Annotated in this window: 12 protein-coding genes; 4 read left to right on the forward strand and 8 right to left on the reverse strand. The window is 42.8% G+C overall.

Translation table 11 applies throughout. From position 1 onward, the window contains the following. Positions 1 to 58: 58 nt before the first annotated feature. The 3 genes from recQ to pssA form a co-directional block, all read right to left on the reverse strand. Positions 59 to 1,831: a DNA helicase RecQ gene (gene recQ, locus PGH26_RS09520; RefSeq protein WP_323690841.1), complete on the reverse strand. Its 1,773-nt coding sequence runs from the start codon at positions 1,829 to 1,831 to the stop codon at positions 59 to 61. A gap of 70 nt (positions 1,832 to 1,901) precedes the next feature. Beyond that, entirely contained in the window at positions 1,902 to 2,336 is a 435-nt protein-coding gene (locus PGH26_RS09525) for a hemerythrin domain-containing protein (protein WP_323690842.1), read from the reverse strand. A gap of 190 nt (positions 2,337 to 2,526) precedes the next feature. Then, positions 2,527 to 3,060, reverse strand: coding sequence for a CDP-diacylglycerol--serine O-phosphatidyltransferase (pssA, locus tag PGH26_RS09530; protein WP_323690843.1), 534 nt, complete (start codon positions 3,058 to 3,060; stop codon positions 2,527 to 2,529). Between the two features lie 45 nt (positions 3,061 to 3,105). Here pssA and asd point away from each other — a divergent pair, with 45 nt between their 5' ends. Together asd and PGH26_RS09540 are read left to right on the forward strand one after the other, a co-directional pair. Beyond that, entirely contained in the window at positions 3,106 to 3,906 is an 801-nt protein-coding gene (gene asd, locus PGH26_RS09535) for an archaetidylserine decarboxylase (protein WP_323690844.1), read from the forward strand. Positions 3,907 to 3,922: 16 nt separating this feature from the next. After that, a complete protein-coding gene (locus PGH26_RS09540; protein ID WP_323690845.1) occupies positions 3,923 to 4,408 on the forward strand; it encodes a DedA family protein in 486 nt (161 codons plus the stop codon). 368 nt (positions 4,409 to 4,776) lie between these two features. On the opposite strand, the gene cydC is transcribed toward PGH26_RS09540, so the two are convergent. Genes cydC through PGH26_RS09560 form a run of 4 tightly spaced genes read right to left on the reverse strand, consistent with a single transcriptional unit; the run spans position 4,777 to position 10,634 of the window. Next, entirely contained in the window at positions 4,777 to 6,507 is a 1,731-nt protein-coding gene (cydC, locus tag PGH26_RS09545; RefSeq protein ID WP_323690846.1) for a thiol reductant ABC exporter subunit CydC, read from the reverse strand. Continuing rightward, on the reverse strand, positions 6,504 to 8,228 hold the full coding sequence (gene cydD / locus PGH26_RS09550) for a thiol reductant ABC exporter subunit CydD (protein WP_323690847.1): 1,725 nt from the start codon (positions 8,226 to 8,228) through the stop codon (positions 6,504 to 6,506). Before cydD ends, cydC begins: the two co-directional genes overlap by 4 nt. Further along, positions 8,228 to 9,244 (reverse strand): cytochrome d ubiquinol oxidase subunit II, encoded by a 1,017-nt coding sequence (gene cydB, locus PGH26_RS09555; protein ID WP_323690848.1) that lies wholly within the window; start codon positions 9,242 to 9,244, stop codon positions 8,228 to 8,230. The genes cydD and cydB overlap by 1 nt, the downstream gene beginning before the upstream one ends. Then, on the reverse strand, positions 9,231 to 10,634 hold the full coding sequence (locus PGH26_RS09560; RefSeq protein WP_323690849.1) for a cytochrome ubiquinol oxidase subunit I: 1,404 nt from the start codon (positions 10,632 to 10,634) through the stop codon (positions 9,231 to 9,233). Before PGH26_RS09560 ends, cydB begins: the two co-directional genes overlap by 14 nt. Positions 10,635 to 10,949: 315 nt before the next feature. Between PGH26_RS09560 and PGH26_RS09565 the strand changes: the two genes are divergently transcribed. Beyond that, on the forward strand, positions 10,950 to 12,428 hold the full coding sequence (locus tag PGH26_RS09565; protein ID WP_323690850.1) for a catalase: 1,479 nt from the start codon (positions 10,950 to 10,952) through the stop codon (positions 12,426 to 12,428). A gap of 65 nt (positions 12,429 to 12,493) precedes the next feature. Here PGH26_RS09565 and PGH26_RS09570 read toward each other — a convergent pair whose 3' ends face one another. Further along, positions 12,494 to 14,017, reverse strand: coding sequence for a polysaccharide deacetylase family protein (locus PGH26_RS09570; protein WP_323690851.1), 1,524 nt, complete (start codon positions 14,015 to 14,017; stop codon positions 12,494 to 12,496). Between the two features lie 302 nt (positions 14,018 to 14,319). On the opposite strand from PGH26_RS09570, the gene trhO reads away from it, so the two are divergent. Then, positions 14,320 to 15,294: an oxygen-dependent tRNA uridine(34) hydroxylase TrhO gene (gene trhO / locus PGH26_RS09575; RefSeq protein WP_323690852.1), complete on the forward strand. Its 975-nt coding sequence runs from the start codon at positions 14,320 to 14,322 to the stop codon at positions 15,292 to 15,294. Positions 15,295 to 15,380: the final 86 nt, after the last annotated feature.

Below are 15,380 nucleotides of genomic sequence, written 5' to 3' on the forward strand. Positions count from 1 at the left end.
AAAACATACTAACTTCTAGTATGTTTTTTGTTTTGCCTAGTATTGCGAAATCTCCCGCTCAAATCTCCTGGAGCTGAAAAGATTTAATCTCTTCAATGAATGCCTCTCCATAAATCTCGAGCTTCGTTTGTCCTACACCTACAACGTCCAGAAACTCTGCAGACGTTGCTGGTTTTTTCATCGCCATATCTTTCAGGGTCTTGTCCGAGAACACAACGAATGGCGGAACACCCGCTTCTTGAGCAAGCTGGCGCCGCAGCTGGCGAAGCTGTTCAAACAATGGATCGTTTTCTGTCAGTGCCTTCGAAACAAATGAACCTTTTCTCATAATCTTATCATTGCCAAGCAGGACTTCCTTGCCGCGCTCAGCGACACGGATTGTCGGAAACTGCCCGTTCTCGACTTGTAAACAGTTCGCCGAAATCAGAAACTCGATAAAATCGGAAACTTCTTTCGCATTCTTTTCTTTCAGTAAACCATATGTGGTCAATTGATCAAACTTAAAGTCCAGCAATTTTTTATTTCTAGAACCTGTCAATACTTGTGCGATCATCGTCTTCCCGAACCGCTGTCCCATTCGAATGACACAGGACAATACTTTTTGAGCTTCCAATGTGACATCCATCTGCTCTCGTGTATCTGTACAATTTGCACATCTGCCGCATTTCGGAGCCTCTTTTTCTCCAAAATACGTCACGATGTATTGCTGCAAACAATTTTCTGTATGGCAGTAGTCGATCATTCCTTGCAGTTTTTCGAGCTCTGCTGGCACTCGGGAAGGATCTGGTGATTGGTCGATAAGAAAACGCTGCGTCTGGATATCTTGAGAAGCAAAAAGAAGCACACATTCACTATCCAACCCATCCCGTCCCGCGCGTCCAGCTTCTTGATAATAGCTTTCCATATTTTTCGGCATCTGGTAGTGAATGACGTATCGGATATTTGACTTGTCAATTCCCATTCCAAAGGCATTTGTTGCGACCATCACCGTTGCTTCATCATTCAGGAAACGTTCTTGCTCGTGATGCCGCTCTGTATCTGACATTCCGCCATGATACTTCGCCACTTCAAATCCAGCACGGTTCAGCAATTCATAGATACTCTCAACCGCTTTTCGGGTTGCTGCATAAACAATTCCAGCTTCCCCTTTATTTTTACTTGCAACTTCTTTGATAAACTTCTCGCGATTTTGTCCTTTTACAACCGTAAACACTAAGTTCGACCGCTCAAACCCTGTCATCACCGTCTGTTCTTCGGGAATTCCGAGCTGTATGCGAATATCTTCCCGAACGTTCGGCGTAGCTGTTGCCGTTAACGCAAGCAAAACCGGTTTTTCATCAAAACAGTTCAAGACACGGCTGATATTTCGGTAACTCGGCCTGAAATCATGACCCCATTGGGAAATACAGTGTGCCTCATCAATTGCAATCATCGGAACGTTCATCCGGCTTAATTCTCTCAGAAATGATTCGGACTCCAGTCGTTCAGGTGCAATGTAAAGAAGGCGATATTGTCCTGCAATCGCATTTTCAAGAATTCCGAAATACTCCTCTGAGGATAACGTGCTGTTTATGTAGGCAGCAGGAATTCCGAGTTGCCAAAGTGCATCTACCTGATCTTTCATAAGGGAAATGAGTGGGGATATGACGAGGACCGTTCCTTCAAATAGCATAGCTGGAACTTGATAGCACAACGATTTTCCGCCGCCAGTCGGCATAACACAAAGAGCATCCTGTCCATCCATCACGTGCTGGATGACCTGCTCTTGACCTGTACGGAATGATGTATATCCAAATTTCTCAGCGAGCACAGCAAGTGCTTGTTCCATCATTTAAAGTGCTCCTTTCATTGGAAACACGTCATTCATTTCCAGAATGACGTGTTTGGTTGTTCCATTCATTTCAAGCTTCTTCATCAGGTGATTCTATAAATAACAATCGTTCTTCTTCGCGACTGTGAATTTCGTTCACAACTAGCAATGCATAGAATTTTTGAAGGACGCTTGGACTAATTCCTTCAGTCTCTCTTAACTTTTCAATATCTCCAACGATGATTCTTATCAAATCATGATCGCGCGTCAGCTGGGTAACCGACTTCTCCATCGCAGGATTTTCTGTAACGATTTCTTGATAAAATCCGCCTTCCTCTGCATCGGCATGACTAATAACGCGAGTCTTCCAATAATCGATTAAATCATTCGCTGCACGGTCTGCATTTTTTTGGTCCCCTTCTTGGAGGAAGTCAATCAGCATCTCTGTTTTTCCCACTGCACCAGATAATCCGCCTTCGTGGATCGCCCGGTGAGATTGTAGTTGTTTTAAAGCCGGTCCCGACATTTCAATCATTCCTTTCCGTTGTTTATCTACTTTAAGAATAGCAGATTACACAGGAGAATGGAACGGACATGAGACAAGCGCTGGGTATGAATTGAAAACTGCATAAAACCGCCGCGCACGGCAGCATTCTTCAATTTAAAAACCTCTTCACCGGATCCCGATCTAAGGAACCAAATGAAGAGGTTTTCGTTTATACTTTGGAAATTTTAAAGTTGCTGACCATTGCCCATGAAAGAATGAGCATTGCAATAACAAGATAAGGCGCCCCCACATATGGGATTGCAAAATATAAAGCAGTTAAAATGACACCAGCTGCGGTAATCGGAACGCCGCGGAAAATGCCGTCGAACTCTTCTACATTATAGCGGGCTAACCGGACTGCCCCGCATGCAATGTAAATAATTGTAGCTGCAATCCCAACCCAGAGCATTTCAGATAATGCAGAGTGATAGATAAGAACTGCTGGTGCGATGCCGAACGAAATGATATCACTTAAGGAATCCAATTCTTTTCCGAATGCTGATTCCGTATGGAAGTGACGAGCTGTCATCCCGTCGAAACGATCAAATAAAGCCGCTAGAAAAATGAAAACTAAACTCATGTGGGACAAGTCTCTGGAAATCAGTATAATGGCAATAACTCCAAAACTTAAGTTTACTAAAGTAATTGCATTCGCCAATTGGGCCTTTACTTTAGTATAATCAATATATCTAAATGAAAACATAACAAACCTCCCAATAATATATACTAGTTAAAGATGGTGATTGTATTGAAAAAGAAACTCTTGAAATCATTCGTGGAACTGACCGGAAATCCAGTATCCTCTGGCATACTGCGCCATTTGGCAGCATCCCGTTTCAGCAAACCTCTCATTAAGACATACTCCTCAGCCTATAAAATCGATGAGGCCAGTATGGAATATCCGAGAGGCCACTACAAAAGTTTACAGGCATTTTTCACCCGCAACCTAAAATCCGGAGCACGACCTTTTGACAATTCGGCTGAAACTCTGATCTCCCCCTCAGACGGACAGCTAAGTTCTTTTGGGCGGGTAGTAGACGGACATCAATTTACAATTAAAGGTCATACATACAGTATAAATGAAATATTCATGGATGAGAAGAGGGCATCTGCTTATAAAAATGGATGGTACTTTGTATTCTATCTTTCTCCTGCAGATTATCATCACTTCCACTATCCTGCAGATGGCCGCGTAATCAGCCGTTACGCTCTTGGATCCACATCATATCCTGTTAATAACATGGGACTTACTTATGGAGACAAACCTTTTGAAACAAACTATCGGCTTATCACTGAACTTTCAACTGAACTCGATCGATTAGCACTTGTCAAAGTGGGTGCACTCAATGTAAACTCCGTACAGCTCTACTCTTCTTCAAAAGAAGCTAAAAAAGGAGAAGACTTCGGATATTTCTCTTTCGGATCAACGATTCTGCTATTTGTTGCTGGAGAGACACCATTCACACCGGATGGTTCTGAAAAAGGTGCGATTCGGGTTGGAGAAACTATTGGAACGTGGCAACCGCATACACCATCATCAAAGAATTGACAAAAGAGGGATTTAAGTGAGTATATTTCAAGATTTCGTTACCCATTATGGGTACTTTGCTGTTTTTCTATTTTTGGCGCTCGGTATTTTCGGATTACCCATGCCGGATGAATTCGTCATCGTTTTTACGGGATATTTGTCTTCTTCAGGGCTTCTCAATTTCACAGGGGCAATGACAATTGCGATTTTAGGTGTTTTCATCGGAACACTTGTGACCTATACAATCGGTAAACAAGTGGGCCGCCCAATTGTTGAACGTTTTGGTAAATGGATCGGCCTATCCGAAAAGCGGGTACTGCGGGTCGAACGCTGGTTTAGCCGTTATGGTTCCTGGACGGTAACGCTAGGCTTTTTCGTACCGGGAATGCGTCATTTCGTCTGTTGTTTTTCCGGAATGAGCGGGATGGCGGTAAAGCGGTATATGTTGTTCTCTTCACTCGGTACAACGGTTTCAGGTATTATATGCATCTCACTCGGCTATTTGTTCGGATGGCCATTTTAAACACTCCGCTGCCAGCGGAGTGTTTTTAAATTGGTTAAAGAAGTTTGTATGCGTCGTCCGGAGGAACTGGTTCACTGAAATAGTAGCCTTGAATTCGATCAGCTCTAATTGTTCTTTCGTTTCTACACCTTCCATAATGGTCACTTGACCGATCTTCACGGTCCACTTTTAACTATTGGAAAGGTAAATGGGTTAGGTTTGCTAACGAAGAATACCCCGTCCCAAAATCATCTAATGCTGTACTGATCCCGAGATCATTATTTCAAAAAACAAGAAAAAGACTATGTCAAATGTACGTGTAAAATACATTCGGCATAGTCTTTTCTAAGTATTCAATTTCCCAATCGTCCGCTTCTGATTAGTAAAACTCAGATTCCGCGGTCCAATTCAACAAGGCGTCGGTAGCGCACAGATTTTGCCAGCAGTTCTTCATGTGTGCCTTCATCCGATATTTCTCCAGCTTCTAAAAAGACAATATTGTCCATCAATTCCATTCCCATCAGATGGTGGGTAATCCAAATAACTGTTTTCCCTTTCAGACTCTCCATCATTGTCTGAATGAGGCCGCGTTCAGTTTCAGGATCCAGTCCAACTGCGGGTTCATCGACAATCACCACCGGAGTATGGTTGAGCAAAATTCGTGCCAGCGCAATGCGTTGCCGTTCGCCGCCTGAGAAGCGCCGGCCTGCTTCTTCCGTCTGCGTTTGCAGCCCGTCTGGAAGCTTTTTTAGATAATCTTCTAATCCAACTTGGCGGATTACCCGTTCGACCTCTTCAGTTGTCGCAGAAGGATTGCCTAGACGAATATTATTTTCAATCGTTGTCCCAAACAAATAAGGTTTTTGGTTTAATACACTCACAAGTTGATGGATGTTTTCTCCATACTTTTCTGGGGCTTCCCCTGCGATTCGAATGGTTCCTTCATCCGGCTTTAACGCTCCTAATAAAAGTTGTACCAGCGTCGATTTGCCTGCACCGCTTTTGCCGAGAACCGCTACTCTTTCACCCTGTTTGATGTGGAGAGCAACCCGGTGAAGGGCTTGTCGTTTTTCTGACTCATATGCATAAGACACACCCTCAATGAGGATATCTGCAGCATCGGGCACTTCATCCACCGTTTCAGCTGACTTGAATACGGATTGTGCTGTATCTTCCGTGTGCTGAATACGTGCAAACGATTCGTTGTACGCAGGAATTCGTTCAACGGCGTGTGAAATCGGAATTAACGATTCAATGATTGGAAGTGTGACGAGTGTAAATGCTGCGATATACGTTGGTAAAATCGTTCCATCAATCGCTTGCATTCCAGCCCAGACTCCTACAACCACAGTAATAACACCAGAAATTAAATGAAGCTGGAACGTTCTGTTTTGGTCACGCTTTGCAAGTTCTTTGTCAGTTTCGTAACTGACATTACGCTCAGACTTGAACTTACTAAGGAAATCAGCGGTTCTGCTGCTAATGAGCCAATCGCGAATCCCATAAACTGCGTCCCCTAATGTATGGTACAACTTCGTATGCTGCTGTTTTGACTTTAGTTGGTGTTTCTTCATCATCACTAATGACAGCATTGGATAGATGATGACAATCACACTTAAACACAGTCCGATAAACAAACCGAATTTCCAATCAAAAATAGAGACAGATACAGTTGCAAATACAAATATGAACAAGCCGCTGATTGTAGGGAATAGCGTACGGATATATACGTCTTGTAAATGTTCAATATCGTCTGCTAATGTCCCTAGCAAATCTCCCCGCTTAAAGCGCGAACGGATAAATAGGGCTTGCGGTTCCAGCGCACGATATAGCCGCACGCGCATTTCAGACAGCACTTTTAACACCGCATTGTGTCCCGTCATGCGTTCAGCATAACTGAACGCTGCGCGAGACAATCCGAAAGCCCGGACCAATACAATTGGAACGTAGACAAGTAAAATCGTTTCTGGCCGTTCTGAAGCTGCAGAAATCAAGTAACCCGATGCAAAAATCAGAAGTGCCGCAGATAAGGAAGAACAAATGCCTAAGAGAACAGTCACCGACATTAACTTCCAATACTTGCTCATGTATGGAGTAACGAAGCTTTTGACGTAGTTCATAGCATCATCCCTTCCCGCTGTGCACGCGCTAATTTGCTGTAGACACCGTCTTGTGCAGACAGTTCCTCGTGAGTCCCTTGTTCAGCGATACGGCCATCTTCCATGACAAGAATCCAGTCCATTTCCTTCATCCAGTGCAAGCGATGTGTTGCAAAGAATACGAGCCGATCGTCAAGAATAGGCAGAAGCAATTGTTTGATTTCGTGTTCTGTTTCGATATCCAAGTGCGCTGTCGGTTCATCCAACAACAAGACCGCGGAATCTTCCAGCAGTGCACGAGCAATCGCAACACGCTGTTCTTCCCCGCCTGATAGCGGACGGCCGCCTTGACCAATCATCTCATCATACCCATTCGCCAGTTCATCGACCAGCTGCTCAAGACCCGCTGCTTGCGCGGCTTTATAAACGGTTTCATCACTGGCTTCCGGATGATAAAAACGAATGTTGTTTGCTAGAGTGTCTGAGAAAATTGTTGGGTGCTGCGGGATATAGGTGACTTGCTTGCGCCAAGAATCTGATGCAAGCGAACTGACAGACTCGTTTCCAATCTCAAATGCCCCACTTGAAGGTGATGTAAAGCCTGCTAACAGGTCAATCAGAGTGGACTTTCCAGCCCCTGAAGCTCCGATTATCCCCACTTTTTGTGAACCTGTTACAGAAAACTGTACATCTTTCGTAATTTCAATGTCATGATCGCCTAGTTTACCAATTGAGGCTGCTGTAAATCTGCTGTCTTTCGTAACCAGAGGAATGACAATCGATTCGTGTTCACCATTCGCTTCTGAATCCGCAAGTAGTGAACGTATTTCATCCGCAGCATCTTTTCCATCCATTGTTGCGTGGAAATCAGCCCCTAAATCACGAACCGGCAAAAAGTATTCAGGTGCTAATATGAGAATTACAAGCGCTGCTTCTAGTCCGATCCCGCCATTGATTAACCGTAAACCAAGTTCCACTGCAACGAGGGCTACAGAAAGACTTGAAAAGAAATCCAGGGAGAACGAAGACAAAAATGCATAGCTTAACGAGCGATTCGTAGCAACCCGGTATTTGTCACTCACTTCTTCAATCGCTTTCTCATGGGACTTGCTCCGTCCTAAAAACTTCAGCGTTTCAATCCCTTGAATAGAATCCGCAAAGTGTCGTGAAAGTTGACGGTACGTTCCCATTTGATCATCAATCTTCTTCTTCGATACAATTCCAATCAGAATCAGAAAGATGATTAATATCGGCATTACAAGGAAAAGAGTCACGCCAGACATTAAATCGGACGTGACAATATAAACGAGGATTACTGCTGGGATGATTCCCATTGATAACGATCTTGGGATGAACAGTTCCACGTATTTACGGAATTTCGGGACACCTTCTAAAGTAAGAGTCAGCAAAGATCCTGAACCTTGTCTTGCAATCATTCCAGTGCCATCCCGTAAGAGTGCTTCAGCTAACTGGTCTTGGGTCGAACGAGCAATATCATCTGCAAACTTGAGTGCAACGCGTTCTTTTCCCCATTGAAGGGAATGACGAATCGCATGAGCAACAAAAAACACGGCGAGCGATATAACGGTTCCCTTCCAAGCTAGCCCATGAAACATCCGGGTAATGGCTGAAGACAAGGAGAGAGCTTGCAGGATGATGAATGCCGCTTGAACGACTGTCAAAATCCCAACAAGCGCAAAGGTTTTCTTGCTGCCGTTATACCGAAGAAGATGTCGGTCCATCAATAGTCCAGATGCTCCACATCTGCCGTAACACGTTTACGGAATACGTAGTAACTCCAAATTGTATAGGCAATCACAATCGGAACCATTGTAAACGCAACGAATGTCATTAATTTCAACGAATAGTCACCTGATGCCGCTGCCCGGATTGACATGTTAAATGCAGAATCTAATGAGCTGACCAATACGTTCGGGAACAATCCGATGAAGAACGAAGCCATCACCGCGATCAATGTAATCCCTGTAACCGTAAAGCTTAATGCTTCGCGTCCTTTTGCAATTAAACGGTGAAGGAACGCATACAAAACAATCACAACTGCAAATAGCGGAATCAAGATCGGTCCTCTATTCGCAAACGCTTCTGTATAGACTGCTGTTAGAGCGACAAACGCGATCATCACAACGCCAGTTGCCCAATAGATTTTTAATGCAGCCTCTTTTGCACGGGTACGAATGGATCCTTCTGTTTTTAAAGTGACAAACAGTAATCCGTGTAAATAAGAGATTAGCACAAATGCTAATCCACCCACTACTGTATAGACATTCACGAAGTCAAAGAATCCTGCGTGCATGTTCATATCGGCATCCACAGGCATTCCCTTCAACATACTTGTGAACAAGACACCTAATAGGAAAGGCGGTAAAATACTGCCTGCAAAGATTGCCCAATCCCATGTTTTCACCCATTTTGCGGACTCGAACTTTTCCCTGAACTCGAACGCTACTCCACGGGCAATCAATGCCAGCAGCAAGACGACAAACGGTATATAATACCCGCTGAAAACTGTCGCATACCAATGTGGGAACGCTGCAAACATTGCTCCGCCTGCTGTAATCAGCCACACTTCGTTGGCATCCCAGACTGGCCCAATCGTATTAATGAGCATACGTTTGTCTGTTTCATCTTTAGCGAGGAATTTCAAACTCATTCCTACACCAAAGTCAAAGCCTTCAAGAAATATAAACCCTATGAATAGAACCGCGATTAACACAAACCACAAATCACTTAGAGCCATTAGACACGCCTCCTACATTAAACGGATCTGTAACGGATACGTCTTTTTGCTTACGCTCTTCAGGTCCGCGTTGAATGACCTTCACAAATAACACAACCATAATAATCCCGAGGATTGCATAGATTGTTGAGAACGAAATCAGTGAGAACAAAATCTGTCCTGCTGAAACGTTCGGTGAAACCCCGTCTGCAGTTTTCATGAGACCGTTAACGACCCATGGCTGACGACCGATTTCAGACATGATCCATCCAAATGAGTTACCGATAAACGGTAAGAAAATCACTGGAATCATCACTCTTAAATACCAAGTCGATGCCGCAATCTTTTTGCGGAACAACAATAACAAACCAAGAAGACTCGCACCAACTAGCGCTCCGCCAGTTCCCGCCATAATACGGAAACTCCAAAATGTTGTCTTCACTGGAGGAATGTAATCTCCCTCTCCATACTTCTCAATCATTTGTTTTTCTAGACTTTCCATTCCCAATACTTTACCTGAGAACTCATTGTACGTTAGATAACTCAATAAGTAAGGTATTTCGATTCGACCTGTCGTTACACGATTTTCCGAATCAATATTTGCAATTAATGTCCATGCTGCCGGATCTCCACTATCTTGCCAAAGTCCTTCTGCAGCCGCCATTTTCATTGGCTGCGCATGCATTAAATACTGGGCTTGAGAGTGACCAGTGAACGCAAGACCTAATCCGCCAACTAGACCAACGATCAAACCGATTCCGATAGACTTCTTAAAGAAGTCTACTTGACGCTTTTTAATAAGATAGAACGCACTTACTCCAACTACAAAGAATGCTCCCGTAGCGATACTGCCGAACATGGTATGCGGAAAAGCAACCCACAATTTTTCATTCGTTAACAGCGCGACAATGTCATTCATTTCAGCGCGGCCATTTTGTAAAACATAGCCAACAGGATTTTGCATGAATGAGTTTGCTGCTAAAATCCAAAATGCTGACATCACTGTTCCGAATGAAACAAGCCATATAGAAGCTAAGTGAACTTTCTTAGAGAGCTTCTGTGCACCGAAGATCCAAATCCCTATAAATGTGGACTCAAGGAAAAACGCCAGTAACGCTTCAACTGCTAGTGGTGCTCCAAAAATATCTCCTACAAATCTGGAATATGTCGACCAGTTCATTCCGAATTGGAACTCCTGGAAAATACCTGTGACTACACCGATTGCGAAGTTAATAAGGAAGAACACACTCCAAAACTTCGTCATCTTCATATAGATTTCTTTTTTCTTTACTACGTAGAGCGTTTGCATGATCGCAATGATCAGCGCCAATCCGATAGACAACGGGACAAATATAAAGTGAAACAATGTTGTCGATGCAAACTGGATTCTTGAAAGTAAAACCTCTTCCATCTCTACCTCTCCCCTCAATCTCGATCTGTCTCCATTATAAATTAAACGCTAAAGTACTTTGTGAGCAATTAGCGTATGATCTGTTACAAACCTCAAAACTTCGGGGGGTTTTTGGGGTCTAATGTTGAAATGTTGTCACAAGGTCAGATTTTCATAGAATGCCTCTTCCAAAATAGAATTTTTGTAACGCTAACTATCTGTTAATAATAACTTCTCCTTAACGATAATGATTCTAAACAAAATGCTAGCTATCTAAGAATCCCTCTGCTATAGTTAGGAAACAGTTTCACAATCCATTACATAGGAGGAATACACATGAACAATAATGAGAATGAGTCTCGTAAAAAATTGACAACTGCTGCAGGTGCTCCTGTAGTTGATAATCAGAATTCAATATCTGCAGGTCCCAGGGGTCCTCTACTTCTTCAAGATGTTTGGTTAATTGAAAAGCTTGCACATTTCGACCGTGAAGTTATTCCTGAACGCCGCATGCACGCAAAAGGATCAGGCGCGTACGGTACGTTTACTGTGACAAATGACATTACAAAATACACGAAAGCAAAAATCTTCTCAGAAGTCGGTAAAAAGACAGAGATGTTTGCACGTTTCTCAACTGTAGCTGGTGAACGCGGTGCAGCGGATGCAGAACGCGACATTCGCGGATTTTCACTGAAGTTCTACACTGAAGAAGGTAACTGGGATATGGTAGGAAATAACACACCTGTCTTCTTCTTTAGAGATCCGCTTCAATTTCCAGATTTGAATCATGCGGTCAAGCGTGATCCGCGCACGAACTTAAGAAGCGCGACAAACAATTGGGACTTCTGGACATCACTCCCTGAAGCGCTTCACCAAATCACCATTTTAATGAGTGAGCGCGGAATCCCGCGCACTTATCGTCACATGCATGGATTCGGCAGTCATACGTATAGCTTTATCAGTCCTGATAACGAGCGATACTATGTGAAATTCCATTTCCGCTCTCAACAAGGAATTGAAAACTTAACGGATGAGGAAGCAAGCAAAACAATCGCTACCGATCGCGAAAGCCATCAGCGTGATTTGCTTCTCAGCATCGATAATGGAGACTTCCCGAAATGGAAAATGTACGTACAAGTGATGACGGAAGAAGAAGCAGCGAATATGCCTTTCAATCCATTCGACTTAACAAAAGTTTGGTATAAAGGCGACTTCCCTCTTATAGAAGTTGGAGAGTTCGAATTGAATAGAAATCCAGAAAACTACTTTGCTGAAGTAGAACAAGCTGCTTTCACTCCAGCTGCGGTCGTTCCAGGAATCAGTTTTTCACCTGACAAAATGCTGCAGGCCCGCTTATTCTCTTACGGAGATGCTCAGCGTTATCGTCTAGGTGTCAATCATCATCAAATCCCAGTCAATGCGCCAAAATGTCCGTTCCACAGTTTCCATCGTGACGGTCAAATGCGTGTAGACGGAAATCATGGCAGCAGAACTTCTTACGAGCCGAATAGCGTTGGTGAGTGGCAAGAACAGCCAGATTTCAGAGAACCTCCATTGAAATTACACGGTGCTGCAGATCACTGGAATTTCCGCGAAGATGATGATGATTACTTCACTCAGCCTGGAAAACTCTTCAATCTTATGGATGATGAACAAAAACAACTGCTATTCAGAAATACAGCGGACAATATGGGCGATGCACCAAAAGAAATTAAGATCAGACACATCAAACATTGTTATCATGCGGACCCGGCATATGGTGAAGGTGTAGCAAACGCACTCGACATTTCAATGGATGATGTACTTGTCAACTAATTGTTGAAATAGAGTTCAACCTAAAAAGAACGTACAAGGATTTAAAATCCCTGTACGTTCTTTTTTCATTTATCTAATTCTGAAACAGTGACGAATTTATAGCCTTGGCTTTGCAAATAAGCCATAACACCATCCAATCCATCTGCGGTTGACTGATGTATATCATGCATTAAGATTGTGCTTCCGTCTTTTGTCGATTTTTTCACTTCTTCCAGCAGTTTATTGGCATCCCGATATTTCCAATCCAGTGTATCCACATTCCATAACTTGATTGGGGGGATTGTTTGTTTACTTAACTGATCCGTATATGCACCATATGGCGGCCTGAAAACAGTCGGCTTCTCACCAGTCACTTTTTGAATGATCGCAGTGGTCCGATTAATTTCTTCTAATGCTTTCGGTAATGGCATTTTACTTAAGTCTGGGTGATTCCATGAATGGTTCCCAATTTCATGACCCGCAGCTTTTACGGCTTTAGCTGTATCGGGGTAATATTCTACTCGGCTTCCTAACATGAAGAATGTTGCTTTCGCATCATACTTTTTGAGTATATCCAAAATCTGAACTGTGGATTTCGGATCTGGACCATCGTCGAAAGTGAGCGCAATTTTCTTTTCATGAGGTTCTTCCGTTTTGGGCGCTGCTGTTCCCTCTCCTGATTGCTTGTCGTCTTTCGCTGTTTCATCTTTAGAAGGCTTGTCTTTATCAGCAGTTTCTTCTGTTTTTTCATTCTTTGAAGGGTCTGGTTTAGCTGCTTCCTCTTTTTTCGCAGGAGTTTCCGAAGCTACTTGGAACTCAGGTTTCAATAGATCATTCATTTCTTCGATCGGAATCGTTGCAACTTGCGGACCTGACTTCACATCTTTTAAGGACCCGCTTTCAAAGTAGAAAATCATAGACTCTTCTGAGATTGCATAGTTCTCAAAGTTTTTCCAGTCCGGCTCTGTACGAATCTGCATTTTGTCAGTAATGACTCCATCGCTCAATTTCTCTGTATGCTGGATTTTCTTTCTGACCCGCTCCGTCATTGTGGGAAGCGTATTCGAATCTTCTTTAAAAACCGTTTGAATGTCTTGCTGCTCGCCCGATTTCGTGTTTAAGTGGAATGACTCTATTTCAGATAGACGTTTTTTTCCTAATAGGGACTCATTATTCATCAAAACAAATGAATAATTCCCTTTTTTATCAACATGTGTTTCAAAAGAAATATTCAATTCGCTTTTTCTTTTGTTATCTTCAATTTTCACATCGCGAATTGCTTCTAAATAGTTTTTCTTCGCATGTTTAATATATGTAACTACCTTATTATTAAAGTCTTGGTTTTTACTCTGCGGATATTGAATTGCATATTTGGCTAACGGATCATTAGAAGTTTCAGTCACAATTTTAATGCCCTCAAATTTAGAGTCTGACTTGTCTACAACGACTGCGTCCTTTTCTGATGATGGACTAGTCGCAGATTTCAACTGGTTATTAGAGCTCCCTTTAGAAAAAACAAGCAGAATGGCCGTCATTGCTAAAAACACGATAATTGTCGTAAGCAGCACATCGATTAATTTAAATCTTCTGTTTCCGAACATTTTCTTCATAACATTAAAACTCCTTCATACGCATACTTCCAAGTAATGAACATCCTTTAATTCAGCAAATTTGCTTATCCATGGTAAAATCTAGTTTCTATATCTATTCTAAATACTAGTACAAAAGTTGAGAGATTACAATTGTTTCTAGTCGAATTTTGTTCACTTTTTCAGAACCAGTTTTTATGATATAATATGCTTGTCCCGGATCTTGCAAATGCGGGTTGCTTTTATGTGTAAAAAACTGTAATTGCACCGGGCCGACTGTTTTACCCTATTGCAAAGTGAAAAAACAGAAGGTGGTTAGGACCATGGAAAAAGAAAATTATCGAGTATTGCTGTTTTACAAGTACGTTCAAATTGAAGACCCAGAAACATTCGCAGCAGAGCACTTGAAATTTTGTAAGGAAACCGGCTTAAAAGGACGTATCCTAGTTGGTGAAGAAGGCATTAATGGAACATGCTCAGGTACAATCGCACAAACAGATGCGTATATGGAGCATATGAAGAATGATCCGCGATTTGAGGACCTTTGGTTTAAGATAGATGAATCTGAAGGACATGCATTTAAAAAAATGCACGTGCGCCCACGCAAAGAAATCGTCAACCTCAGCTTGGAAGATGATGTAAATCCTTTAGAAACTACAGGAACTTACTTGTCTCCTGATGAATTCCTTGCACAAATGCAAGAAGAAGATACAGTCGTCATTGATGCTCGAAACGATTATGAATATGATATAGGTCATTTCCGCGGAGCCATCCGACCAGACATCGAAAACTTCCGTGATTTACCTGAGTGGGTTCGTGAAAACAAAGAACAGCTTGAAGGCAAGAAAGTTCTTGCCTATTGTACAGGCGGAATCCGCTGTGAAAAGTTCACAGGCTGGTTAAAGCGTGAAGGGTACGAGGATGTGGGCCAGTTACACGGCGGAATCGTCACATACGGTAAAGATCCAGTCGCAAAAGGACAATTATGGGATGGACAGTGTTACGTATTCGATGAGCGAATTGCAGTTCCTGTAAACCAAGTTGAACACGTCATAGTCGGACGTGATCACTTTGATGGAACACCTTGTGAGCGCTATGTAAATTGTGCAAACCCTGAATGCAATGCTAAAATTCTTTGTTCAGAAGAAAACGAGCATATGTATATGCGCAGTTGTTCCGATGAATGCCGTACACATCCGCGTAACCGCTATTTTGCAGAGCACAACTTGACTAAAGAAGAGTTTAACGAACGGCTGACAGCGATTGAAGCCCGCCGTGCCGAAACACACGTTTCATAATGTATGAAAATGGCGCATAGACGGCACCATCCGACTATGCGCTTTTCTATGCCTGAATTTCTGCGTTATCCTTGATTAGGAACATT

The sequence above is a fragment of the Sporosarcina jeotgali genome, from assembly GCF_033304595.1.
Classification (GTDB): Bacteria; Bacillota; Bacilli; order Bacillales_A; family Planococcaceae; genus Sporosarcina; species Sporosarcina jeotgali.